We start from the raw sequence: 23,390 nt of genomic DNA on the forward strand, positions 1-23,390 counted from the left end.
GTTCCGGCCTTCTGCAATAGGCCGGAACGACGCTTTTCGCGAAGCCGGTAGCTGTCACCGCGGATGGTGATCACTGTCGAATGATGAAGCAGGCGATCAAGGATCGCGGTCGCGACCACGGGATCGCCAAACACGCTGCCCCATTCGCCACCGAGCGGTTGGAGGTGATCAGGATCGATCCCCGCTCATAACGCCGCGACACCAGCTGGAAGAACAGATGCGCGGCGTTGGCTTCGAACGGGAGATAGCCGAGCTCGTCGATGATCAACAGTTTCGGCCGCGACAGGGTCGTCAGCTGCTTTTCGAGTGAACCGTCGTCATGGGCCTTGGCCAGCATCGCCACCAGCGTGGCCGCCGTGACGAACTGGACGCTATGGTTCTGCCGGATCGCCTCGCGCCCGAGAGCCACCGCCAGATGTGTCTTGCCCGTACCCGGAGGTCCAAGGAACAGGACCGTGTCGCCATGCGCAATCCAGCGGCAGGTCGCCAGCTCCCGGACTTGGCGCTGATCCAGCGAAGGCTGCGCGTCGAAGTCGAAGCCATCGAGTTCGCGCACAAACGGGAACTGCGCGATCTTGCCTGCCATGGAGATGCGCCGCTCGTCGCGCCGCGCGATCTCGCGCGTCACCAGGAAGGCCAAAGCCTCGCGCAAGGTCATTTGCGAACGCGCCGCTTCGTCCAGCAGCGTATCGAGCTGATCCCGGATCGCGGTCAGCTTCAGCCGGTCGAGCTGAGCCACCAGCATCTCGTGATCGACCGTCGTCATCACCAGCTGCCTCCCACCAGTGCCTCATATTCGGCCAGCGGCCGCAACAGAGCGGAAGGCGCAACGATCTCCGCCGGCGCCGATCGCACCGGCGCAGCAGCGCCGACCACGCCGGCAAGATGCGCCCGCTCGACAATCCGTTGGCGACGCCCGCGGCACAAGGCATGATCCGCCACCACCTCGCCCGCATGACGCACGATAACGCGGCCGCCCAGCACCACGACTTGGACGCTCTCCCCGATCAGCCGCCAGGGAACCGAGTAACTGTTCGTGTCCAGGTCGATTGCGCAGTCCGCCTGGACCTTGCGCACGAGATCGCGCAGCTGCCCAAACGGTGCCCGTCCGCCCAGAGGGCGAAGCGCCATGGCTTCTTCGGCAAAGCGCTCCGCAGGAGCCACGCCGGTCGTGCCATGCACACGACAATCTCGCGTGTCCACCGGTCCAGATGCGCCTCGAACGCCGCCCAGTTCTCGAACCGGCGGCCGGCAATCGCATTGCGCTTGACATAGCCGACCCCGCGTTCGTCCTTCCCCTTCGTACGCGCCCGGTAGGGCGCACAAGCCCGCGGCGTAAATCCCCAGTAGCGGGCAAAGGTGTGCAGCCTCACATTGAACCGCACCTCCCGCGTCGTCGCATCGTGATGTTCGACCAGCGCCTTCGGATTGTCGAACAGTACTTCCGTTGGAACCCCGCCGAAGCGAAGGAAGGCTCCTTCCATCCCCTCGAACCAGTCCGCCTGGCGCTCCCGAAGCGAGGGACGGATATGCAGCCGACGCGAGTAACCCAGCGTTGCTACAAACAGGTGCACCCGAACACGCTCGCCGCCGACCCACGCCCGCGTGTCGCCAAAGTCGATCTGCATCTGATGTCCCGGCGCCGTCTCAAACCGAACCGTCGCGCGCTTCTGCGCCCTCAACTCCCGACGCCAACCCTGCACCCGAAGCTCCACCGACCGAAGCCCTATAACGATCCCATGTTCGCTCTCCAGTTCCTGGCGCACCACATCGGCGTTGCCGCCATGGCGGAAGAAGCGCTCCCGCAGCCAATCGTCCAGCCCGTCAAACGCGGTCCGCCGCACAGGCTTGCGAAACGGAAAAGTCCCGCCCTCGCGCAGATACCGACGCACCGTGTTGCGCGCGCATCCGAATTCCTTCGCAAGTCGCTTCGCTCCCCAGCCAAGCTCATGCAGCCGCAGCATCGCTGCCACTTCTTCAGGCTGAAGCATCTCCTCCCCCCGCATCGTTCTCGACAATGCAGGAATCGCCGAAATCTCAACCGTCATCCATGCCTCCTCTCATAACCGAGGGGTCAGTTCTTCATTTCGTCAGGGGGTCAGTTTCTCAATTCGGCCGACAGCCTTCAACCTTGACAGGGAACATGAGAGACTAAGACGCTTCACGTACCCGGCTTCAATTAGCAGATCCCCATGAGGTGACGGACGATCTGAGCGACGAAGACCGGCTACGCGTATGGATCTGCATTCACCGCCAGCGGAAAAAGCGGGGACCTTGCCCGGCCTGATAGCCCCGGGCGAGCCTGCAAACATTCTTGGCCCCACCCTCCGCGAACTCGACAAACTGGTTGACGGATTTGAGGTCTCGATCACACCAGCAAGCTGCGTTCGAACGGACGTATGCAACTGGTCCCTGTGATTGCTGGGTCTGAGGGCGGCCCATCACCTGATATGCAACGGTACGAGGGTTAAGCCGGCTGGCCGGCGCAGAGCCTCGTGCATAGGACACGGGCCACATGGACCGTATCAGATGGAAGGGCGGTGTTCAGCGAGCCGGATCCGGGCAGCCGGCACGGGGGATGATGTTAGGTACGATGCGGCCGCGGCCGAGCCGCCGCCGGCAGTCGGGCGAAGAACAACTGAGCTACTGACAATCGGAATTTCAAATTCTGCCCCAGAAACCGTATATTGCGCACAACCAGCGTTCACGATCGCGATCGTGCACAAGCTTCCAACCAGACCCGCGCAATGACAGCCCGTCGCCTGAAGATAGTCGGCGAGGGCCGCCAAATCGCTCGCAAGCGTATCCTCCGTCACATGCGCGCCGTCTGCGCCGACAATGCAGACGCTTGTCTCGTCGAGAGATACATCCAGCCAGTGTGCTCCTTCAGGATTGCGTGTTTGCTCGGGTACGGAGCCGCCCCTCAGTTCCCGATCGAGGAGCGATCCTACAATTCACCTATTTGGAGATCGCTCGCTAGGTTACCCGGTCTGTGAACCCTGCAAACCGATGCTTCAGATGCCGCCCATGCAGAGATATTTCATTTCGAGGTAGTCCTCGAGGCCATGGCGGGATCCCTCCCGCCCGATGCCGGACTGTTTTATCCCACCGAACGGCGCTGCTTCCGAAGACATCCGGCCGGTATTTACCCCGACCATTCCATATTCCAAGGCCTCGGCCACACGCCAGACACGCTTCAGGTTGGAGGCATAGAAGTAGGCCGCGAGGCCGTAGATCGTGTCATTGGCCTCACGCACGGCCTGATCCGCATCTTTGAAGCGAATAATCGGTGCCAACGGCCCGAATGTCTCTTCTTGCGCGACGGTCATCTCGCTGGAGACACCGGGTCAGGACCGTCGGTTGGAAAAACGTGCCATTCGTGCCGATGCGTTTGCCCCCGCATCGAATTGCGCCGCCTTTGGCGACCACATCGGCAATATGGGATTCGATCTTGGCCAAAGCGTGCTTGTCGATGAGCGGTCCGATGTCCACTCCGGGAGCGAAACCGTCACCGACTTGAAGTTGGCGAGCCCGTTCCACGAATTTCTCGACGAACTCGTCGCGAACGCCCGACTGGACGTAAAGGCGGTTCGCCGAAACGCAGGTCTGGCCGGCATTGCGGAACTTCGCCTGGATCGCACCGTCAACCGCGGCATCGATATCGGCATCATCGAAGACGATGAAAGGTGCATTGCCGCCGAGCTCAAGGCTGACTTTTTTGATCTGGTCCGAGCACTGGCGCATGAGAAGGCGCCCGATCTCAGTCGACCCGGTGAAGCTGATCTTGCGGACCTTGGGATTGGTGCAAAGTTCGCGGCCGACCGCGTCACCTTCGGACGCATAGATCAGGTTGACGACGCCTTCGGGAAAGCCAGCCTGATGGGCGAGGGCGAACATTGCGCCCGCCACGAGCGGCGTCTGTTCAGCGGGCTTGAGGACGATCGTGCAGCCCGCCGCCAAGGCTGGCGAGATTTTGCGCGCCACCATCGAGGCCGGGAAATTCCACGGCGTTATCGTGCCGACGACCCCGATGGGCTGCTTGATCACCAGCATTCGGCGGTCCGTCGATGGTGCGGAGATCGTCTCGCCATAGACGCGATTGGCCTCCTCGGCGTACCATTGCAGATACGCCGCAGCATGCGATATCTCCGATTTGGCTTCGGCAAGCGGCTTGCCCATCTCCGCGGTGAGAATTGCGGCGAGATCGTCGGCGTGGTCGATGATCAACTGATGCCATCGCCATAGAACGTCGCTGCGCTCACGTGCGGTCAACCCTGCCCATCCAGGCTGCGCGACATAGGCCTTGTCGATCGCAGCGCATGTCTCCTCGACACCCATGTCGGGTAGTTCTGCCAGCACTTCGCCAGTCGACGGGTTGAGGATCTCGAATGCCCGCTCGCTAATCCGCGTGCCAAGTGCCGGCAGGCGATCAATGGGTCCAAACAGGTCGGGGGATCTCAGGTGACGGATCATCGGCAGGCACAGGGGCAATACCGGATTCCTCCTCAACGCAGCAGGTGTATATAGCAGGTGCGGTGTGTACTCCGCGACGTCCAGGTTCCTTATAGGGCCTCGGCCAGACAGCTAGTAGACCACGGTACCCAACTGGAAGGGAGAATACCTGATTTCGCTAGAAGATGCCTCGCGGTTCTACTAGTCGAACGATTGAACAACGGACATCGGCTTCGCCATCCGCGCGGAGTGGATGCTGGGGGCCTGCGCCTACAATCTGCGGACCACGATCGGCGTCCTCTATCCACTCGAAGAGAGGCTGGCCTGAGGAGGAGCGCACCCCAATAATCGACCGCCTGAACCGGCAAATGCCTGGCAAGGCCCGCGAAAACCGCTCCTCGCGCCTTTAAACAGATCCGTTTGCCCCACGGAACCGATTTCGTCCCCTAATGAGAAGGCGTCACAAGGGGAGAAGGAAGGTCGAAAAGGGGTCTTGGGCTTATCCTTTGCCCCCCAGCGGCGGGCCAACGTAATGGCGGGCTCGGCGAAAGCAGCTTCTTCGCCGCTGCCTTGACCTGGTCGAGCGTCACCTGATCGATGAGGGCGGCGCGGCGCTGGATGTAGTCGATGCCGAGATTGTCGAGCTGCAAATCGACCAGCGTGGCTGCGATCGAGCTGGAGGCATCCAGATGTTTGATGGGTATGCGCCGATCAGATATTTCTTGCTCGCCTCGAGCTCGGCCTCCGTCGGCCCCTTCTCCGCCATATCCTTCCTGACGTACGATGCTCAGGGTCTTGGCGGCGCGGTCCGAGCGTGTCGTGTCGTAAGCAGCAGCGCACGAGAATGCTCGTTATCGACCAGATAAGAGCGGAGGCCATAGGCAAGGCCGCGCTTTTCCCGCACCTCATCAAATAGCCGCGAGGTGAAGGCGCTGCCACCGAGAATCTCGTTCATCAGCTTCGCGGCGAAGAAGTCGGGCGCACTCCGCTTGACGCCTGGAAAAGCCAATCGCAGCGAGGTCTGCGGAAGATCGTAATTCACCTCCACCTGCTGTCCGAGTTTTGCGGAGACATCGGCAATGGGGGAAAGCGTCTGCTTCTCGCGCAAATGGCCGAACGCCTGGTCGAGCTTGTCGCTTACCGTCTTGGCGTCCATGTCGGCAACCACTGCAACATGGAGCCCGTAGCGAGCGAAAGTCGCCTGGTGGAAGGCGCCGAGATCGGCCGGCGTTATGCCGGCCGAGGCTCGCTTTGGTACCTTCGTCCGGCCTCGAATAAGGGTGCGTGCCGTAGATCGCGCGCCGCCATTTGCGCTGGGCGATCGTCTCGGGGTCGCGCTCATTGGCGATGATGCCGCAGAAAATTGGGCGCGGATAGGGTCGACCGCCTCCTGGTCGAAGCGCGGTCTGTTGACCGCGAGCCTTAGCAGATCGATAGCAGCATCCTGTTGTTCGGAAAGCATGCGCATCGACCCATTGATGCCGTCGCGTTGCGCGCCGAAGCTCATCTCGACGCCGGCATGGTCGAGCTTGACCTGGAAGGCGTCGCTGTCGAGATCGCCGGCGCCCTCGTTGAACAGGCCGGTCATTAAATTGGCGAGGCCTTCCTTGCCGCCGGGTCCTGCGCGGTGCCGCCGTCGAAGACGAAGCGGATGGCGATGATCGGCACCGTATGATCCTCGACCAGCCAGGCGGTGGTGCCCTTTGCCGATTGACTTCCTGGATATTCATCGCGGGGGCGGCGAGCGCCGGCACGATGAGGAAGAGGATGGAGAGGAAGAGGGTGGCGAAGGCGCGCCGAGGGAAGACCGGCCGGCGCATTTGCATGGGGATGGAGCTCATGATCAATTCCCCGCCTGTTGCTGCGGCAAAAGATAGCCTGTCGTCGAATGGTCGAGCACCAGATAACGCGCGGCGACCGCCTTGACCTCGTCGGTGGTGACCTTGCGGACGCGGTCCGGCCTCTCGAGCACGTCCTTCACATTGCCACCGGTGGTGAGCGTCTTGCCATAAATGTTGGCAATGTGGTCCAGCTCGTCGTGCGCAAAAATCACCGAGCGGATATAGCGGTCTTTGGCCTTGTCCAGCTCGTCGCTGGTGACGCCATCCTTGGCGATCCGGGCGACTTCGGCAACGGCTGCCGCTTCGAGATCGACGAGCTTTGCATCGCCGCGCGGCGAGCCGGAGATGGTGAAATTGGTGTCGTCTAGCATCGTGCCCTGGAAGGAGGCGCCGGCCGCCGAAGCTATGCCTTGCTTGGCGACAAGCTCCTGATATAGCCGGCTGCGGTTACCGCCGCCGAGGATCTCGGCCAGCAGGTCGAGCGCCTCGGCCTCGCCGGGCTCTGCCGTATGATAGGACGGCACCACCCATTGAGTGGAAAAGCTCGGCACCGAAACGCGCGCATCGGTCAGCGTCACTGTGCGCCTGGTGTTCTGCTCCGGCTCGACCGGGCGGTTGCGCGGGGGCAGGTCCGGCCCGCGCACAACCTTGCCATAGGTCTTCTCGGCCAGCGCCTTCACCGTCTCAGGCTCTACGTCGCCGGCCACCACCAGCACGGCGTTGTTCGGTCGGTAGTATTTGTTGTAGATGGTGAATGCGTCGGTGCCGTTCAGCTTCTCCATCTCCTGCATCCAGCCGATGACCGGAATGCGGTAGGGCTGGTTTTGCCGCAACGTCGCGTTGACCTCCTCGTCCAGCAGAGCATGCGGGTTCGTCTCTCTGTGCCAACGGCGCTCCTCCAGGATCACGTCGCGCTCGGTCTTGATATCATCGTCGTTGAGGATGAGGTTGAACATGCGATCGGCCTCGAAGCCCATCATCTCACCCAACGCCGAGGGCGCCACCGTCTCGAGGAAGGTGGTGTAGTCATAGGCGGTGAAGGCGTTGTTGTAGCCGCCGATGGCTGAGACGGCTCGGTCGAACTCGCCGGCGGCGTGGTTGGTCGTCGCCTTGAACATCAGATGCTTGAGGAAATGGGCAAGGCCGGATTTGCCGGGTGGCTCGTCGGCGCTGCCGATCTTGTACCAGATCATATGAGTGACGATCGGTGCGCGGTGATCGGGGATGACCACCACTTCCATGCCGTTGTCGAGCAGGAAATCCGTCACCTTGCCGCCGTCGGTGGCGGCCAGAGCCGGAGCGGTCGTCACCAGGGCCAGCGCGGTGGCAATGAACGCCCTGCGCAGCAAGGGGGACGATCGATGGCTGCGGTTGTGGTGGCTGGTCGAAAGGCAAGGTTCGAGGCAAAGTGATTTGTTCCTCATTTTGATGAAGGCGCTGCGTCCCAGTCTCCCCGCGTGGGAGGATCGGCGGGCAGCGCCGAGCCAGATGAATAAGCTCTTCAGGGGACCAAGCCCTACTCGAGCCTCATCTTTGGATGGACCCAGGAGACCTGCGGCGGTATTTCTTGGTGAGGTGATCATGGGACGGATTCTCCTTGGTCCGCGACGCCTTGCGGATGACCAAGCATGCACCGTGCCAGATCAGAAAACCGTTCGAGGCAGTGGACAAATCGGGCTCTGCCATGTTGCGCATCCGACATTGTCGGACATCGGACAGGGCCGAACGCGACGCGCGCGCGGCTGAGAATATCTTCTTCGTGCGGAAGACGATTGGGCGGGCTGCCGGGGAGGGGTATAGGATGCGCTTCGAATGGCCGCTGCACTGACGGTGAGAATGGAGATGTTGGTCACCCCAGCGGAACCCTGTCCTCGACAGCCAGACCGGGTCGATGCTGAAGGGCAGAGGCGTGAGCACCCCAGGCCAACTCGAGCGCGGAGCCTGCTCGCGCGCTAGGACGGATCTGATCCAAAAAACGAAGATCGTAGGCCTCGGGCGGGAAAGAAGGATGGGGTGGCGCGCTTCTGGCGTAATGCGCCTGCCGCGAGGCCGTCGAGCCTGATGAGTTGCTGCGGGAAAGGGGAGTGTTTGCGCGGGACCTTGGTCAAACGTAAGAAACAACCGTCGAGCTCGCCGTGGATGGGGTCATGCAGGCACGTTTGTCGCTGGAGGACAGCTGCACGGAAGCTGTCCGCGCTTGCCGTCGTCGCTGGGTACCACACAGGAGAATTTGGCGGTCGCGATCGAATTCATTTGCGTAAATACCGCCTGGCTGTGCTCGGTTTGCCGGCGAATAGATTTTGCCTTCTTTGCGGCTGCAAACGCATCCCTGGCGGCGTGGTCCCTAAGGTCAAGAGCATCGGGTGAGTAACAGCCTGATCCTGCTCAATCTGATGCGCGCCAACCGCCTCGCCGGATTGTGGAACCGCTCGCGGGTAGCTTCTACCACAAACAGCAAGGTCATGAAATCAAGTAGGAAGTCGTCGATCGCTTGGGCGATTGTTTCTGAGTTGCCCTTGAACTGGTCCAGCAAAACGCGCGCTTTATCGATCGCTTCCACGCTGGTGGCTTCGATCAACCCCTCGACCCTCTTGAAACAATCCAATTCGAAACTCCTTCAAGCGCTTGCCAAGCCGTTATGCACGAAGGTAGCTCCGTGAACTACCCGGCTTTTGACCTGGCGGCACGAGCAGCGGTCGGCCTTACGTGCCGTGCCTCCAAGCTCCAGCGATAGACGTGGAGCTGAGGGGCGTTGGAAGGATCGGGCGCTTCCGGCCATGCTCGAGCGGTAGTGTAGGACAGTGCTTGCTGGCGACTACGGCCAAAATGGAGTGCGCCAGCTGATCGGGGCTTAACAATTTTTCGCTTTCTGCTGCGCCCAAGTCTCGGCTATGAGTCGGGGGGGGGGAGTGGCGGGCCCACGTTGCAATTGTTAAGGAGGAACACGTATATGCCGACTGGAACGGTAAAGTGGTTCAACAGCACCAAGGGGTTTGGATTTATCCAGCCCGACAATGGCGGTCCGGATGTTTTCGTCCACATTTCCGCTGTCGAACGCGCGGGCCTCTCGACCCTCGCTGACGGCCAGAAGATCAACTATGAGATCGAGCAGGATCGCCGCACTGGCAAATCCTTCGCTGGCAGCCTGAGCAAAGCTGGTTGAAATTTTCTCCTGCGTCCTGGCAAGAGTCAGCGCGTAGGTCGGGAGGTCCTCACGGCCGCTCGATAGGAGCGAGCAAAAACTGAGGGCAGCAGATTGCTGCAGGCGTCGCGAATTCCTCATGAAACAAAGTTGTTTGAAAGGAAGGCGGGGTTGGCCCCGCCTTTTTATATGACGCGCAGATTAAGCCGATGGCTGCAACGCTCCAGAACGAATCTCGATTGCCGAAATCAAGCCGCGACCTTCTTGCGGGTTCGCTTCGTCGGCGCCGGCTCCGGCGCTTCCGGCGCTTTCGGTTTGCGGCCGAGCCCCATTGTCTTGGCCAATGACGAGCGCGCCGCGGCGTAGTTCGGCGCGACCATGGGATAATCCGCCGGCAGGCCCCATTTGGCCCGATATCCATCCGGCGTCAGCCCATAGTGGGTCGACAGATGGCGCTTTAACGATTTGAATTTCTTCCCGTCTTCAAGGGAGATGATGTAGTCCGGTGTCACCGACTTCCTGATCGGGACTGCAGGCGTAAGGGCAACCGGCTCTTTTGCAGAGACACCTTCCGCCGTCCCTTTCAGAGCCGCGTGCACTTGGCCGATGAGGGCAGGGAGATCCCCCACCGGGATCGGATTGTTGGAGACATAGGCTGAGACGACATCGGCCGTGAGCTCGATGAGGGTGTCGATGTTTTTTTCGGCTTCTTCTGTCATGAAACTCTCCAGGCGGCGTGAAACACAGTCGGCGAAGCGTCGCTTCATAGTGGCGGTCGCCGCTGAAAGCAACCAAGGTCTCGACAGGATTATTGCGATGCTCGTCCAGCAGCGAGATCTATAGCGCGGTATCGCGCCGTCATGACCGTTGATGCGTTCCGTTGTTGGCGACCTGCCGCGGTGCTTGCGCATTTTCAGGCGCGTCTCGGCCGTAAGCTTTGCGCCAGACGACCAGTAATCTCGAAACGAAGCGGGCTGTTTCTGTTCGCCATCCTCTCTTTGGCTGTGAAGTCGGTGGCAGAGCAGTGGCCGCTTCCTGGTGGCGCGTGGAGGAACTATCAAGCGTTGATTCGCAATGGTCGAAACGATGTAGATTCATCCGGTGAGCCGCTCTCGCAGCAGGATGTTAGGGATTGGCCCGCTGGTAAACCGAGGACATCACGCCGCTGCTTTGCTATTGAACCGCTATCGTTGTGACAACACATTCCGCAATGGTGGGCGGGTGTAGAGGAGGCGCCTGTTCACGCAAAATAGCGGTTCAGCAGGTCGGGAGGAACGAATGAGCTCAGGAACTTTCAGCAGCCCACTTTCGTAAGGCGTGCAGCGCACATCGTGCAAGAGATTGCCCGTCCTGCGGATGCTATCGATTTTCTCAACGAATGGCCAGAAGATCGCAGAGACCGGATCTACGAAGCCGCTCTCAGGGCGTGCTTTGATGCATACAACGGACGAATACCTGCGAGCGCAGCGCGCAAGACTTTTTTCCGCTTTGGGGAACAGGTCGCCATATTGGAAGATGCAACCTCCGCGATGCAATGGCTCGCTGCCTGCATGTCGGGCAGTGGAAAAGCGCAAGTGTAGGCGTCGCAGTCGTATGTGAGGCTGGGGCGGGTTACGCCGACGAGGTTATTGTATCGAGATTTCGCCGGCATCTGGAGCGTACTATAGCGAACAAACAATATTTTGCGCGCTATGGCGATGTTAATCATGTTGTTGTAAACCAGCTTCTCGCGACAGGACTGCAACGCTTCCGGTGTGAAAATCACTGCGTGGGACTTGGTTCTCTCGAATTCATGACGGTAAATTGCCCTGTAATTATAGCAAAGCAGTTGGCCCATTGAAGCTGATAAACGAAGCCAAAATTGTGCTCCGTCGCCTGCCAATATTCGCTCGATGGAGGCTATAGGCCTCACAAGCCAATCAAAACAGCTACTCGGGCGCCCTTTGAAATTCGTGTAATTTTGCTCACCCGAAACGGCCCTCTACAGTCGCAATAAGATCCTCCCGCAAAGGTGCTACAAGACACTATCGCGGATCGATTTGGGCCCACGTCGATCTGGCGAAGGCAGGCGGAAGTCGAGCAGGACCTGCTGCGGAACAGATAACCGGCCCCAAACCGAATCGGACACGGTGGCCCCGATTTCTTCATAGTTGAAGGCGCAGAGAGAACCGAAGCACGGCTCCGGTCTCCGGCGCCGCCGCTTGCCGAGCAGCGATCCTCCGCCTCCCTGAAATCCAATCGAGAAGAGCGTTCAATTCCGGGACGGTCCAAGCTCTGCCGCGAAAACAGGTGTCAGACCACCCGGTCCTCTCCCGCAACTGATCTAGCGCAGGGCGTTCATGAGCCGCATATCCCAGAGTGGCTGCGTGCACGACGCAGCGAGATCATTTATGAAAATCCTATTCAGTACGATGGCTGTCCCCTTGCTGACAGCCATCGCTTTTGCTGCGGATTCGATCCCCGCAGACCTCAGAGAAACGGCACTGGCCACTTTCAAGGCTTTGCCACCCACCACGCCGGTAGTCGCTAACAACCCGATCACCCCGGAGAAGATCGCCCTCGGCAAGGCACTGTTCTTCGATCCACGCGTCTCGGCGTCAGGCGTCTTGTCGTGCAACTCGTGCCACAACTTGGCCACCGGCGGCGACGACAATCATGAAACCTCGATCGGCCATGGTTGGCAGAAGGGACCGCGCAACGCGCCGACTGTACTGAACGCTGTCTTCAACATCGCCCAGTTCTGGGACGGTCGTGCCGAAGACCTGAAGGCTCAGGCGAAGGGACCGGTCCAAGCCGGCGTCGAAATGGCCAATACACCGGGTCAAGTCATCGCCACGCTCAAGTCGATGCCGCAATATGTCGAGTGGTTCGATGCAGCTTTTCCGGCTGAAGCCGATCGGGTCACCTTCGACAACTTCGCCAAGGCAATCGAAGCCTTCGAGGCGACACTGGTCACGCCGGCCCCCTTCGACAGCTTCCTGAATGGTGATGAGCTTGCCATGACTTCCGAACAGAAACAGGGCCTGGCGCTTTTCATGGACAAAGGCTGCTCGTCCTGCCATGCCGGCATCAACGTTGGTGGGGAAGCCTATTACCCATTCGGCCTCGTGGAACAGCCCAGCGCCGAGGTCCTGCCGGAAAAAGACAAGGGCCGATTTGCGGTCACCAATGCAGCCGACGATTCCTATGTTTTCCGCGTGGCGCCGCTGCGCAACGTTGCACTCACCGCGCCATACTTTCATTCGGGCAAGGTTTGGGATCTGAAACAGGCCGTTGCCATCATGGGAACCACCCAGCTTGGCGTGGTACTGGCGGACGAAGAAGTCGACCTGCTTGTTGCCTTCCTCAACTCGCTGACCGGAAAGGCACCCGAGGTCGCCTATCCCATCTTACCCGCCGAAACGGCGACAACACCCCGGCCTACAACGCAGATCTTAGGAAAATAAACGGCCAGCTGACTGCGGAACATCGCAATTGACAATGATTGCGACTTTTACTGGACGAGACGAGTCGCGACGTCCATGAGAACGCAAATGGCTCGTTTCCAAAGTGCAGACACTGCTTCCGTCACCAGCTCGTTGCGATGGAATCATGTTTGGGATCTGGCGTGCGACATGCCAAAGAAGGCGTCTGACGCATGAGGCTCGCGCGCTGTCGATACCGCGCGGCGGCCGGCCATCGCGCTGGCGGCCGAATTGCCGCGCGCCGAAGTGATCGGCCCCCTTAGGGCGAAGGGGCAGCCACTCCGTCCTCCATGTCCAGCGATTCTTCGACTGCTTCCGGATTCCGGGCGATGGTCCAAAGGAGAGTATTCGCCGCTGCATCCGGTTTCGAGCGACCTTGCTCCCAGTTTCGAAGCGTTGCCAGATCGAGGCCATACCTCACGGAGAATGCCTCCTGAGAGAGCTTCGTGCGATCCCGGACTTCGCGAACACTTATCGGCCGCGGCGCATGAACCTTCGCGATCACGCCTGCGGACGACAGTTCATTCTTCAGTGCCAATAGGTCGTCGACGCAAGGAACCGTCACGAACGCCTTGCCGTGATCGACCATCTCCGTGAGTATCGCGTGGGCCGTCCTGAGCGGCAGCTGTCTCTTAACGAGAATCCGGGCGGCCTCAGGAGTATTCGCGCCGTGAAGAAAACTGAGGCTCAGTCGGACGGGAGAGCCTGACGACACCGGGACGACGTCCCGGGTTCGCACCCGTTGTCCGTACCGCTCCATGAATTTCGATTTAGTCGACATTAAGCTTCTCCGCGATCACTCGACCGAGCTTGCGCAATTTGGACCATCCCCACTGGAGGCATCGCGATAAAAGTACGCCAAACAACGCTAAGGGAGAACAAGCAGTGATCTGATTTCGTTCGACGCTCGTTTTCGAGAGCCGTTCTGTGCGGCGCGGCGATCAGGATGAGATTCTCTCCCAGATCGCCGCGCTATAGTTCTGGGTCGTTCGCAATCAACACATGGGATGCTCTTTTCTCATGGGGAGGCTTTGCGCTGCGGGTGGTTCGGGAAATGTTTCAAGAAAGGTGCTTGGCGAGCGTCCAGATCTTCTGGCGTCGCCATGGTGCATGCCGCACCATGCGCTGGATAATTCCATCATTCGGCGGTGGACAAGGCCTGATAGAGATCGTCGATTATGTCTTGCGGGTGCTCGAGCCCACCTCGGCCGGCAACAAGCTACGCCTCCTCCAAATCCTCCATTTCATAGGAGGCAGCGGGCGCGATATGGATGTGAAGCAGCTTTCCTTGCCGGGTCATGCATCGCTTTCGGAAATTCGTCTCGCACGAAAATCTACCGCCAAACTGGCCTGATCAACAGCATGGTATGGCGTTTTCCCAGTCCAGTAGGCTTTGCAACGAAACGCGGTTCAGCCCAAGGGTCGGTTTCCTCGCCAGCACGCCACGTCCCCGCCGTTTTAGCCACCGTGTCCCGGCAACGCGTCTTGTACCTGCCTGACAACCGCTCGCAGGACCTCAACGCCCTTCTCGATCTGCCGAATGCTCAAGGCGGCATAGCCCATGACAAGCCCCACGCGATCGATGTGGCCTTCGTCCGACTGCCGCTCGTAAAGGGGCGAGATCAGGTGTAGCCCCAGGCCCGCGCCTCGGGCGGCTTCGACCAGGGTCGTTTCCCGCGATCGCGGCAGTTCGTCGAACCAAACGACGACGTGCAGACCGGCCTCTGCTCCCTGGACAGCGATGCGATCTCCGAAGCTGCGCCGCAAGGCGCCCAACAACGTCTCCCGACGCTCGCCGTTCAGCCTGCGCACGCGCCGCACATGGCTTTCGTAGCCGCCACTCTCGATCAAAGAGGCCAGAGCCTCCTGTTCAGCTACCGGCGAATGCCGGTCCGCGAATTGTTTGGCGGTTGCGAAGACCTCCTGCAATTCCGGCGGGACGACGAGGTAGCCGATACGCAGCATCGGCGAGAGCGTTTTGGAGATCGTGCCGAGGTAGATGACAGCCCCGTGGTCCTCGAGACTGTGCAGCGGAGGGACCGGATTGATGTCGTAGCGATATTCGCTGTCGTAGTCGTCCTCGATCACATAGGCGTTGTTGTGCCGCGCCCATTCCAGAAGCTGATGGCGGCGCGCGATCGGCATGACGCCGCCCAGCGGAAACTGATGCGATGGCGTGACATAGGCCAGTCGCGCCCCGATCCCCGCCAGCAACTCCGTCTTCATCCCGTCCTCGTCGACGGTGACGGGGATGGGCAAGGCACCCGTACTGGCAAAGACCTGACGCGCCATCCTGTAGCACGGGTCCTCGATGACGAAGCGGTCGGCACGATCGAGAAGCAGGCGAGCGCACAGATCGAGGCCCTGCTGCGAACCGTTGATGATGATGATCTGCTCGAGGTCGCAGCTCAGCGTTCGGGCGCGCCAGAGATAGCCCTGGAGCGCCTGGCGCAGCCGGCGCGAGCCGCGAGGGTCGTCATAGGCAAGACGCAACGGGCGCTGCCCCATCGCCTCGTTCATCGCACGTTTCCAGACCAATGCGGGGAAGTCTGACGTCGCCAGGTCGCCATAGCGGAAATCGACCTTCAGCCCAGTCGGCAGATAATCCGGCCAGGGCGGCGTGACGCGCAGTCGGCCCCCATAGGCGGACAGAAGAACCGAGCCGACCCGTTTCGCAGGCGTGCGGCTTGTCTCAGGACCGATCAACGAAGATGCAACGCGGGGTCGTGCGCCTTGACGGACGTCGATGAAACCTTCCGCAGCCAGTTGCTCATAGGCGACCGTCACCGTCGTTCGCGAAACCCCAAGGTCATTTGCGAGGCCTCGGGATGAAGGCAGCTGACTGCCGGTTTCGTAGACACTTCCGAGGATCTGCTCGCGAAGAGCCTCGTAGATCTGGCGTGCACCCATCGCGTGCGTGCGACCTGCAGAACCGGCACTTGAAGACTGGACCATTTCATTCATCGCCAACTGGATATTTCACATTGGCCAGTTTGCCGTCAATCTTTCGGAAACCCAAGAAAGATCTTAGAGGCCGAATGACCCGCTCCTATCAATCCGAAACCGATGCTCTCACGCGGTCGCTCAACGACACCGGTCCCGGATTCGCCACTCGGGCGATCCATCATGGCTACGATCCGGCCGGCTTTTCCAATGCCGTTCAGCCGCCAGTCTTCTTGACCTCGACCTATGGATTCGAAAGCGTGGCAGCTAACGAGGCCGCCGCCGCGCTTGGCGGAAGGCTCTATGCGCGCGAATACAATCCGACGACGGAGATCCTCGAACAACGGCTTGCCAATCTGGAAGGAGCCGAGGCAGGTCTGGTCGTTGCCTCGGGGATGGCGGCTTTCGGGACGCTGATCCTGTCGCTCCTGTCCCAAGGGGATGAACTCATCGTCCACAGGACGCTTTATGCGAACACGCTTGCCATGGTCGAACAGGCGGTCCCCCGCTTCGGCATCAAGGTCGTCGCGGTCGACCTGTCCGATCCTCAAAATCTCGATGCCGCGATCACCGAGCGGACCCGGCTTGTTTTCTTCGAGACGCCGGTGAATCCGCTGAGCCGCATCCTTGATCTCGCTGCCATTGCCGAGCGCGCCCACGCGCGCGGTGTAAAGGTTGCAGTCGACAGCACCTTCGCCTCGCCCGCGCTCCAGCGGCCGCTCGAACATGGGGCCGACCTCGTGCTCCACTCCCTGACCAAATACATCAATGGGCACGGCGATGCCCTTGGCGGGGCCATTCTCGGCGACGCGCAAACGCTCCGCACGCTGCACGAAACGGGCCTGCGCTACATCACCGGCGCAGCGCTCTCGCCCATGTCAGCCTTCCTGATCCTGCGCGGTCTGAAGACGCTCACGCTGCGCATGGAACGGCACAGCGCCACTGCCCTTGCGGTGGCTCAGGCGCTCGAGGCGCACCCGGCGGTGGCATGGGTGAGTTATCCCTTCCTCGACTCGCACCCTGATCAGGTGACGGCGCGAAAGCAGATGTCCCAAGGGTCGGGCATGTTGGCCTTTGGCCTCCACGCTGGGTTCGAGGGCGCGCGGCGGATGATGGACCGGCTCAACCTGATCACCCGGGCTGTCAGCCTCGGCGATGCCGACAGCCTCATCTATCATCCGGCAAGCCTGACCCGTGCTCGTCAGCCGATCCGCAAGGATGCGCATCTGGCCGATGGAGTCGGCGAGGACCTCATGCGTCTCTCGGTGGGTCTTGAAGACGTCGATGACCTAATCGCCGACCTGCGGCGGGCTCTGGACGCCTTGTGATGACCTGTCGTCCGGCCAGTCCTGCGCTCACGCACAAACCTGGAGCCTTGCCATGGCATTCCTGAGCGGTCTTTCCGCGTTTCCCATCACGCCCGCCGATCGTGACGGCCGCGTCGATACCGTTGCTCTGCGCAAGCTGATTGCCAGGCTTTGCGCCGCTCGGGTCGATTCCATCGGTCTTCTCGGCAGCACCGGCACATACATGTATCTGACGCGCGAGGAACGGCGACGGGCGCTCGCCGAGACCTTGGACGAAACCGGGGGACAAATGCCGGTCGTGGTGGGTGTGGGCGCGCTGCGCACCGACGAAGCAGTGAGGCTCGCGCAGGACGCTAAGGCCCTTGGGGCTGCCGCGGGGTTGCTTGCCGCCGCCTCTTACACCCCGCTCACTGATGACGAGGTGTTCGAACATTTCTCGACGGTGGCGTGCGAGAGCGGCCTGCCGATCGTCGTCTACGACACTCCAGGAACGACGCATTTCCATTTCACCCCAGCACTCGTCAGCCGCCTGGCAAAGGTGCGGGGGATCGTCGCTATCAAGAATCCGACAGACAAGGGCGATGCGATCAAGAGCCATCTGGCCGACCAGAGGCGCACTGTGCCGGAAGGGTTCTCGATCGGCTACAGCGGCGACTGGAACGCCGCAGAGGCCATGATCGCTGGCGCTGACACATGGTACAGCGTCCTCGCCGGCATCCTGCCCGAGGTCTGCGTGAAGATCGTCACGGCGGCGCAGCAGGGCGATGCGGCCGAAGCGCGACGGATCGATGCCACGCTTGCGCCGCTCTGGAGCCTCTTCAAGGAGTTCTCGAGCGTTCGCGTCGTCTATGCACTTGCCGAATTGCTCGACATTTGCCGTGCCGACCCCCCGCGTCCCATCCTGCCTCTGCCCTCAGCAGCGAAGCGCCAGATCGCCGCCGCGTTGGAACGCTTACCATCGGATGTCAACCGGTGAATAGCGAACCCGGCGGCCAGTGAAAGGAACTGTCATGTATTTACCCGCGCATTTCGATGAACCGAGCCGAGAAGTCCTCTACAAACTGATCGAGAACAGTGCACTTGGCATGCTGATAACCCATGGCCGGAGCGGTCTCGACGCCAATCACATCCCCTTCGAACTCGACACGTCACAGGGAGAAAACGGTACCCTTTACTCCTGCGCGATTAATACACGTGCCGAAGGAAAGTGCACATTCTCGCTCGAGTGACTTATTTCAAAGGATGTGATCGCGTTTTGGCACATTCACGGCCGACATGCGGCAGCCGGTCACTCACCACATGGTGAGCAACCAGGAAACCCTCCGGCCTACACTTTCTACCGGAGCGCACGTGCTGCATCGACCATGTTCATGAGGGCAGGGCGGACCTCCTCCCATTTGCGTGTTTTGAGGCCACAGTCCGGGTTTACCCACAGTTGGGAATCCGACAGTCGCTCGCGGGCAAGCATGACGAGATCCGAAATCTCGCCGACTTCCGGGACGCGTGGTGAGTGAATGTCGTAGACTCCGGGACCGATTTCGTTCGGATATTTGGAGCTCGTGAAGGCGTCCAGCAGTTCCATCTTCGAGCGCGACGTCTCAATCGAAATGACATCCGCATCCATTTCAGCGATCGCGTCGATGATCTCGTTGAACTCCGAGTAGCACATGTGGGTATGGATTTGAGTCGCGTCCTTTACACCCGTTGAAGCGATCCGGAAGCATTCGACAGCCCAGTCGAGATAGTCTTTCCAGTCAGACTGGCGCAGTGGCAATCCTTCGCGAAACGCGGCCTCATCGATCTGGATCATCCTTGCGCCGGACCATTCGAGATCCGTCACCTCGTCGCGGACGGCGAGCGCGATCTGGCGGCATGCCTCGGAGCGGGGTACGTCGTCGCGAACAAAAGACCAATTGAGAATGGTCACTGGTCCCGTGAGCATTCCCTTCACAGGCTTTTCCGTAAGCGACTGGGCGAATTGCCACCAGCGCACCGTCATCGGATTGGGCCTCGATACGTCGCCGAAGATTATGGGGGGACGCACGTAGCGGGACCCATAGCTTTGCACCCAGGCATGCTGGGTGAAGGCGAAGCCGGACAGCTGCTCGCCGAAATGCTGTACCATGTCGTTTCGTTCGAACTCACCGTGCACCAGCACGTCCAGCCCGATCTCTTCCTGCCAGCGAATTGCAGCCTCGATCTCCTTCTTCAGGAAGGTCTCGTAGTCGACATAGCTCAGCTGGCCCTTCGCATGAGCGGCCCGCGCCCTGCGTACCTGCGGCGTCTGCGGGAAGGACCCGATGGTCGTCGTCGGGAACGGCGGCAGCCCGAGCGTGCCGGCCTGGACTCTGGAGCGCTCGGCAAAAGCGCTCTCTCGTCGCTTCATGCTGTCGTCAATGCTGGCGATCCGTCCCTCAACAAGCGGGTCATGGATCTTCGTGGATGTCACGCGAGTGGCGGCAGCCTCGGCAGACGCTTTCAACGCGCCTGCCACCGCATCCCTGCCTTGGGACAGGGCCCGGGCAAGCAACACCAACTCGTCGGTCTTCTGGGCCGCGAAGGCGAGCCACGACCTGATGTCCGCGTCGAGTTCCGTCTCCATGCGCAGGTCGATCGGCACATGCAGCATCGAGCAAGAAGGCGCGATCTCGACGCGGTCCAAGGGCCAGCCGGCGACGATCGGTTTGATGCGGTCGAGAATGGCGGGCAGGTTCGCACGCCAGACGTTGCGGCCATCGATCAAGCCAAGCGAGAGCACCAGATCCTTCGGTGCGAGCCGACCCACCGTTTCCAGCTGCTCGGGAGCGCGCACGAGATCAATATGCAGCCCGGCCAGGGGCAGAGAAACCGCGGTTTCGAGATTGTCTCCCAGCGGCCCGAAATAGGTAGCCAGCATGATCTTCAACTCGGGCGCGGCTTTTGACAGCTGGCCATAGGCGAATTCGAACGCAGCTCGTTCGTTCGGGTTCAGATCGAGGACAAGCGCTGGCTCATCGATCTGCACCCAGTCGGCTCCCGACAGCTTCAGCCTCTGCAGGAGTTGCTCGTAGACGGGCAGCAGCCGCGGCAGGAGCGCGATGGGATCGAAGCCTTCGGCAGACGATTTCGCCAGCTTGAGGAAGGTGATCGGTCCAAGGATGACTGGGCGTGTGTGAATGCCGAGAGCTTTAGCCTCGAGGAAGTAGTCGACCGGTTTCGTCGACGAGAGGGCGAACATCTGATCATCGTCGAGTTCCGGCACAATGTAGTGATAGTTGGTGTCAAACCACTTGGTCATTTCCATCGCGGTTACATCAGGCCGATGAGCCGCCTGGTGGTGACCAGCGTGTCCACAATCCTCCGTCTGACCCTGGTTGCCGCGCGCCATTGCGAAGTAGATGTCAAGTGGGACCTCGCCGCTATTCCAGCCGTAACGGGATGGAGCGGCGCCGACCATGGCTGCGGTGTCGAGCACATGGTCGTATAGCGAGAAGTCGTTCGACGGGATTTTCGACACGCCGCGATCGTGCTGCTCCTCCCAGCTAGCGGCACGGAGCGCCTTCGCCGTCGTGAGAAGGTCGGCGGCGGAAGATTTTCCGGACCAGTAACTTTCAAGCGCGAATTTCAGTTCTCGCCGACGACCGAAGCGCGGCACGCCGAGCGTTGCTACAGGAATTTGCTGAGAGACAGTCATGCCAGACCCCGATGGTTGGGGCGTCGGTGACAAGGAAGGCGCTAGCAGGCCGGCACGAACGCCAGGCTGCAGCGGCCACCGAGACACCCCGCCCGTGGACGTAATTCGCCGTGGCAGGTCTCCTGGCTCGCGGGGTCATAGCCTCTACCCGTCTTCCCAAGGCTATTCGCCTCAGTGACATGAGTGGGGTTGGCTCGCCGCTAACAGTTGCGGGGGCAGCGCCGGCATCGCACCGGCTTCCCTCTTAGCTCCGCTGCGGCAGCGCCGTACGGAGAACCACGACGCGGGAGACAATTACAGCAGTTCGCTTCTTTGTCAACTCCGCATAAAGAAATGTTTATGTCGTTATGTTAAATTTCCGTTGGCATGTTCCAAAGGTCGCCTCGAAAGCGAAAACTGTGGAAGCCTTGAGCGGCCGGTAAATCAAAGCAATGACGCACGGCGCCCTTGTCCAGGAGGATGGGAGTTCGTCGGCTGCCGGCAGCAAACATACCGGCAAGCGCCGTGGTGCTGCTTAGCGCATCATGCGAACCACCTCGGCGTCGAACTTCGGCTCCGAGGTTCCGACCGCTTCGTCGCTCGCGACCATATTCGGCTCAATGGCGAGGCTGTTGCCCATGTGGAAGCTGTTGGCCGTGATGCCCTCGGTGATATGACACAACGATTCCGGGGAGAGCACACCGAGGCTAGGCGCAGCGGCGTGTTGCGAAGTGATCGACGCCAATGTCTCGAACTGCTTGTTCGCAGCCCACCGGCTCAAGGTAACCCGGCTCAAACCACCGGGCCAGCTCAAGTCCTGTCCAAATGAGGCCTGAGCGGCAAATCGTCGTGCACGCGCACGGTTTGGCGTTCGATCTTGTGATGCGTCTTGGGCGGACAATCGCCACTGTGCAGCGCGCAGAAGCGGTCCCCAATTGGGAAGCCGAGGGCGGTGAGGGCAAGCCAGCGCCACAGGCGGAAGGGGACTTGGACCTGTTTGCCCTGCTGGACCACAAGTTCGCGACACAGGGCCTCAAGGAGAAGACCAAGAGTGATTATGCGCGGGACCTCGCCAAATTCATCAAAAGCAGCGGGCAGTCAAAGTTCGGCGCCGATTGACATGGAGATAGCCATCGCGGCGGACCGCCCAGGCGGACCGCAAGCCGGAATACAACCGGGTGCAGGCGGCCAAGCTCGTCCACAAGATGGCGTCGGGCACACACCGGCGATGGGAGAGCGGACCGTGGAGTGCAGGAACTTCACGCCTATCCACGCTCCCGTGGACGTGTCCTGCGGCACATCGGCAGCGATATTGAGGAGGCAGTTGAGCTTCTGGTCGAGCACTCTTACCTGCCACTACCTACGCTTAACGTCATCTCGTACTGAAAACGCACCACGCAAGGTCGAGATGTAACATGCGCCCTTCGTGGATGGTTCTAAGCTTCCTCGGGCGCGGTCAATCTGTGATAACGGTCGCTTGGAACCTCCATCACCGCGACGCGATCAAGGTTGGCGTATCGCGCTCGGTAGTAACCTTCTTCCTCCACTTCGGCGAAACTACACTGGGGAACGTCAAAGGTCGCAGCTTCCAATCCGAAGAAAGTCGTAGCGGTTTCTTCATCCAAGAAGTTCCACTCATCTTCTCCGTCGTCATATGTGACGCGAACATAGGAGGCCATGCGCACGGCTTCCTGATCACCCATCTCTGCGATGATGGCATCGCATTCTTTCTTCAGCTTTCCTGAAACCTCACCCTTATCCCAGTCATCCAAAGCCCGATAGATTTCTGGATGATAATACTCTGGCATCTCCTCTACATCGTCACCGATAAGCTCAATGGTGCGGACATATTGCGGATTTATCAAGAGTATTTTGTTGTCAAGGCTCCAACAATACAGCCATGGCCTGCTTGTGTTATTTCTACGCAGATTATGAAGTTCCTTCAACTGACGTAAAATCGATTCACGCGCCTTTTCATCGATAGGATATTGGCGGCTGCCAACAGTCGTCTTGATTCTGAGCGTGCCGTATCGCGTTTCGGCATCGGCAATTGCAAACGGGCTCGTGCGCCACTCCTCGACATCAATCTTCCAGCCCAGCAGCTCCTCGACCGTGCATTTCAACGTGAGACAAAGGTCCTTGATCTGCTCGACGTTCAACTGCGTTTTGCCTGTTTCCCAACGGGCCACAGTCTGTTGCGTCGTTGCCATCTGCTCTGCCAAATCTTTTTGAGTCATGCCCAGTCGAACCCTAAGCTCTTTCATGTTCATAACTCACCTCGCGTGTTCAACACACGCATTGTGGATGAATTAATCTAACACGTCAAGCGTGTTCAAAAATCGCAGCATGTGTTTTTAGGGCGTCTTCGAGGCTCCGGCAGCCGTTCGTGACCACTTGCGCAAGACACAGGGCTGGTACACAGCACGAATGGGCGATCAAAAATTACTGCTGCGATGCTCGTCATCAGCCAAGCTGCCGCCGCACCTTCCACTAGGGTGCCAAGGTTCGAAATGAGTGCAGCCGACCATAGCGAACGGAAGGTCTTGTGCTCAAAAGGAACGAGTGAAGATGTTCTCTTCGCCATTGTGG

General features: G+C 60.2%; 16 protein-coding genes, 5 pseudogenes and 1 riboswitch. Of the genes and pseudogenes, 7 read left to right on the forward strand and 14 right to left on the reverse strand.

Annotation, left to right across the window (positions count from 1 at the left end):
• From istB to NKJ08_RS26125, 6 genes and pseudogenes are all read right to left on the reverse strand, one after another.
• Positions 1-766, reverse strand: a pseudogene (gene istB, locus NKJ08_RS26100) (IS21-like element helper ATPase IstB); the annotation flags it as partial.
• A pseudogene (istA, locus tag NKJ08_RS26105) lies at positions 766-2,048 on the reverse strand (IS21 family transposase). The pseudogenes istB and istA, both read right to left, overlap by 1 nt.
• Positions 2,049-3,014: 966 nt before the next feature.
• Positions 3,015-4,473: pseudogene (locus tag NKJ08_RS26110) on the reverse strand (NAD-dependent succinate-semialdehyde dehydrogenase).
• A 478-nt stretch (positions 4,474-4,951) separates the two neighbouring features.
• Positions 4,952-6,293, reverse strand: a pseudogene (locus tag NKJ08_RS26115) (M16 family metallopeptidase).
• Positions 6,294-6,295: 2 nt separating this feature from the next.
• Positions 6,296-7,642, reverse strand: a complete 1,347-nt coding sequence (locus NKJ08_RS26120; RefSeq protein ID WP_352784033.1) for a M16 family metallopeptidase — start codon at positions 7,640-7,642, stop codon at positions 6,296-6,298.
• Between the two features lie 1,001 nt (positions 7,643-8,643).
• Positions 8,644-8,871: a hypothetical protein gene (locus NKJ08_RS26125; RefSeq protein WP_352784036.1), complete on the reverse strand. Its 228-nt coding sequence runs from the start codon at positions 8,869-8,871 to the stop codon at positions 8,644-8,646.
• 372 nt (positions 8,872-9,243) lie between these two features.
• On the opposite strand from NKJ08_RS26125, the gene NKJ08_RS26130 reads away from it, so the two are divergent.
• The gene (locus NKJ08_RS26130) at positions 9,244-9,456 is read left to right on the forward strand and encodes a cold-shock protein (protein WP_352784038.1); all 213 of its coding nucleotides are present in this window, start codon (positions 9,244-9,246) and stop codon (positions 9,454-9,456) included.
• A 227-nt stretch (positions 9,457-9,683) separates the two neighbouring features.
• Here NKJ08_RS26130 and NKJ08_RS26135 read toward each other — a convergent pair whose 3' ends face one another.
• The gene (locus tag NKJ08_RS26135) at positions 9,684-10,154 is read right to left on the reverse strand and encodes a Ros/MucR family transcriptional regulator (RefSeq protein WP_023679671.1); all 471 of its coding nucleotides are present in this window, start codon (positions 10,152-10,154) and stop codon (positions 9,684-9,686) included.
• 612 nt (positions 10,155-10,766) lie between these two features.
• On the opposite strand from NKJ08_RS26135, the gene NKJ08_RS26140 reads away from it, so the two are divergent.
• Both NKJ08_RS26140 and NKJ08_RS26145 read left to right on the forward strand, forming a co-directional pair.
• On the forward strand, positions 10,767-11,015 hold the full coding sequence (locus tag NKJ08_RS26140; protein WP_352784039.1) for a DUF982 domain-containing protein: 249 nt from the start codon (positions 10,767-10,769) through the stop codon (positions 11,013-11,015).
• Positions 11,016-11,825: 810 nt separating this feature from the next.
• Positions 11,826-12,881, forward strand: a complete 1,056-nt coding sequence (locus NKJ08_RS26145; protein WP_352784085.1) for a cytochrome-c peroxidase — start codon at positions 11,826-11,828, stop codon at positions 12,879-12,881.
• A gap of 277 nt (positions 12,882-13,158) precedes the next feature.
• Here the strand turns inward: NKJ08_RS26145 and NKJ08_RS26150 are convergent, their stop codons facing one another.
• The 3 genes and pseudogenes from NKJ08_RS26150 to pdxR form a co-directional block, all read right to left on the reverse strand.
• Entirely contained in the window at positions 13,159-13,488 is a 330-nt protein-coding gene (locus NKJ08_RS26150; protein WP_023679674.1) for a helix-turn-helix domain-containing protein, read from the reverse strand.
• A 633-nt stretch (positions 13,489-14,121) separates the two neighbouring features.
• A pseudogene (locus NKJ08_RS26155) lies at positions 14,122-14,199 on the reverse strand (MOSC domain-containing protein); the annotation flags it as partial.
• Positions 14,200-14,357: 158 nt separating this feature from the next.
• Complete coding sequence (gene pdxR / locus NKJ08_RS26160; RefSeq protein WP_502906356.1) at positions 14,358-15,854, reverse strand: MocR-like pyridoxine biosynthesis transcription factor PdxR; 1,497 nt, start codon at positions 15,852-15,854, stop codon at positions 14,358-14,360.
• Positions 15,855-15,937: 83 nt separating this feature from the next.
• Here pdxR and NKJ08_RS26165 point away from each other — a divergent pair, with 83 nt between their 5' ends.
• From NKJ08_RS26165 to NKJ08_RS26175, 3 genes are read left to right on the forward strand one after another with little or no spacing between them, the layout of a single operon-like run.
• A complete protein-coding gene (locus NKJ08_RS26165) occupies positions 15,938-17,170 on the forward strand; it encodes a trans-sulfuration enzyme family protein (protein ID WP_352784041.1) in 1,233 nt (410 codons plus the stop codon).
• Positions 17,171-17,222: 52 nt separating this feature from the next.
• Positions 17,223-18,125, forward strand: coding sequence for a dihydrodipicolinate synthase family protein (locus tag NKJ08_RS26170; protein WP_352784044.1), 903 nt, complete (start codon positions 17,223-17,225; stop codon positions 18,123-18,125).
• A 34-nt stretch (positions 18,126-18,159) separates the two neighbouring features.
• A complete protein-coding gene (locus NKJ08_RS26175; RefSeq protein WP_352784046.1) occupies positions 18,160-18,378 on the forward strand; it encodes an FMN-binding negative transcriptional regulator in 219 nt (72 codons plus the stop codon).
• A 107-nt stretch (positions 18,379-18,485) separates the two neighbouring features.
• On the opposite strand, the gene metE is transcribed toward NKJ08_RS26175, so the two are convergent.
• Both metE and NKJ08_RS26185 read right to left on the reverse strand, forming a co-directional pair.
• A complete protein-coding gene (metE, locus tag NKJ08_RS26180) occupies positions 18,486-20,822 on the reverse strand; it encodes a 5-methyltetrahydropteroyltriglutamate--homocysteine S-methyltransferase (RefSeq protein WP_352784048.1) in 2,337 nt (778 codons plus the stop codon).
• 95 nt (positions 20,823-20,917) lie between these two features.
• Positions 20,918-21,118: riboswitch (cobalamin riboswitch) on the reverse strand.
• A 218-nt stretch (positions 21,119-21,336) separates the two neighbouring features.
• Positions 21,337-21,615: a hypothetical protein gene (locus tag NKJ08_RS26185; protein WP_352784050.1), complete on the reverse strand. Its 279-nt coding sequence runs from the start codon at positions 21,613-21,615 to the stop codon at positions 21,337-21,339.
• Positions 21,616-21,665: 50 nt separating this feature from the next.
• Between NKJ08_RS26185 and NKJ08_RS26190 the strand changes: the two genes are divergently transcribed.
• Positions 21,666-21,920 carry a hypothetical protein gene (locus NKJ08_RS26190; protein WP_352468275.1) on the forward strand — a complete coding sequence of 85 codons (255 nt, stop codon included), beginning with the start codon at positions 21,666-21,668 and terminating at the stop codon, positions 21,918-21,920.
• 317 nt (positions 21,921-22,237) lie between these two features.
• Here the strand turns inward: NKJ08_RS26190 and NKJ08_RS26195 are convergent, their stop codons facing one another.
• Together NKJ08_RS26195 and NKJ08_RS26200 are read right to left on the reverse strand one after the other, a co-directional pair.
• Positions 22,238-23,071, reverse strand: coding sequence for a helix-turn-helix transcriptional regulator (locus NKJ08_RS26195; protein ID WP_352515945.1), 834 nt, complete (start codon positions 23,069-23,071; stop codon positions 22,238-22,240).
• A 62-nt stretch (positions 23,072-23,133) separates the two neighbouring features.
• Complete coding sequence (locus NKJ08_RS26200; RefSeq protein ID WP_352458261.1) at positions 23,134-23,385, reverse strand: MFS transporter; 252 nt, start codon at positions 23,383-23,385, stop codon at positions 23,134-23,136.
• Positions 23,386-23,390: the final 5 nt, after the last annotated feature.

Origin of the sequence: Mesorhizobium sp. M0244 (assembly GCF_040321795.1) — a bacterium.
GTDB lineage: Bacteria > Pseudomonadota > Alphaproteobacteria > Rhizobiales > Rhizobiaceae > Mesorhizobium.

Coding starts and splice junctions, on each gene's coding strand:
- NKJ08_RS26195 (WP_352515945.1), bottom strand. CDS start 23,071: ATGAACATGAAAGAGCTTAGGGTTCGACTGGGCATGACTCAAAAAGAT.
- NKJ08_RS26165 (WP_352784041.1), top strand. CDS start 15,938: ATGACCCGCTCCTATCAATCCGAAACCGATGCTCTCACGCGGTCGCTC.
- pdxR (WP_502906356.1), bottom strand. CDS start 15,854: ATGGTCCAGTCTTCAAGTGCCGGTTCTGCAGGTCGCACGCACGCGATG.
- NKJ08_RS26175 (WP_352784046.1), top strand. CDS start 18,160: ATGTATTTACCCGCGCATTTCGATGAACCGAGCCGAGAAGTCCTCTAC.
- NKJ08_RS26200 (WP_352458261.1), bottom strand. CDS start 23,385: ATGGCGAAGAGAACATCTTCACTCGTTCCTTTTGAGCACAAGACCTTC.
- NKJ08_RS26145 (WP_352784085.1), top strand. CDS start 11,826: ATGAAAATCCTATTCAGTACGATGGCTGTCCCCTTGCTGACAGCCATC.
- NKJ08_RS26135 (WP_023679671.1), bottom strand. CDS start 10,154: ATGACAGAAGAAGCCGAAAAAAACATCGACACCCTCATCGAGCTCACG.
- NKJ08_RS26150 (WP_023679674.1), bottom strand. CDS start 13,488: ATGGTCGATCACGGCAAGGCGTTCGTGACGGTTCCTTGCGTCGACGAC.
- NKJ08_RS26170 (WP_352784044.1), top strand. CDS start 17,223: ATGGCATTCCTGAGCGGTCTTTCCGCGTTTCCCATCACGCCCGCCGAT.
- NKJ08_RS26130 (WP_352784038.1), top strand. CDS start 9,244: ATGCCGACTGGAACGGTAAAGTGGTTCAACAGCACCAAGGGGTTTGGA.
- metE (WP_352784048.1), bottom strand. CDS start 20,822: ATGACTGTCTCTCAGCAAATTCCTGTAGCAACGCTCGGCGTGCCGCGC.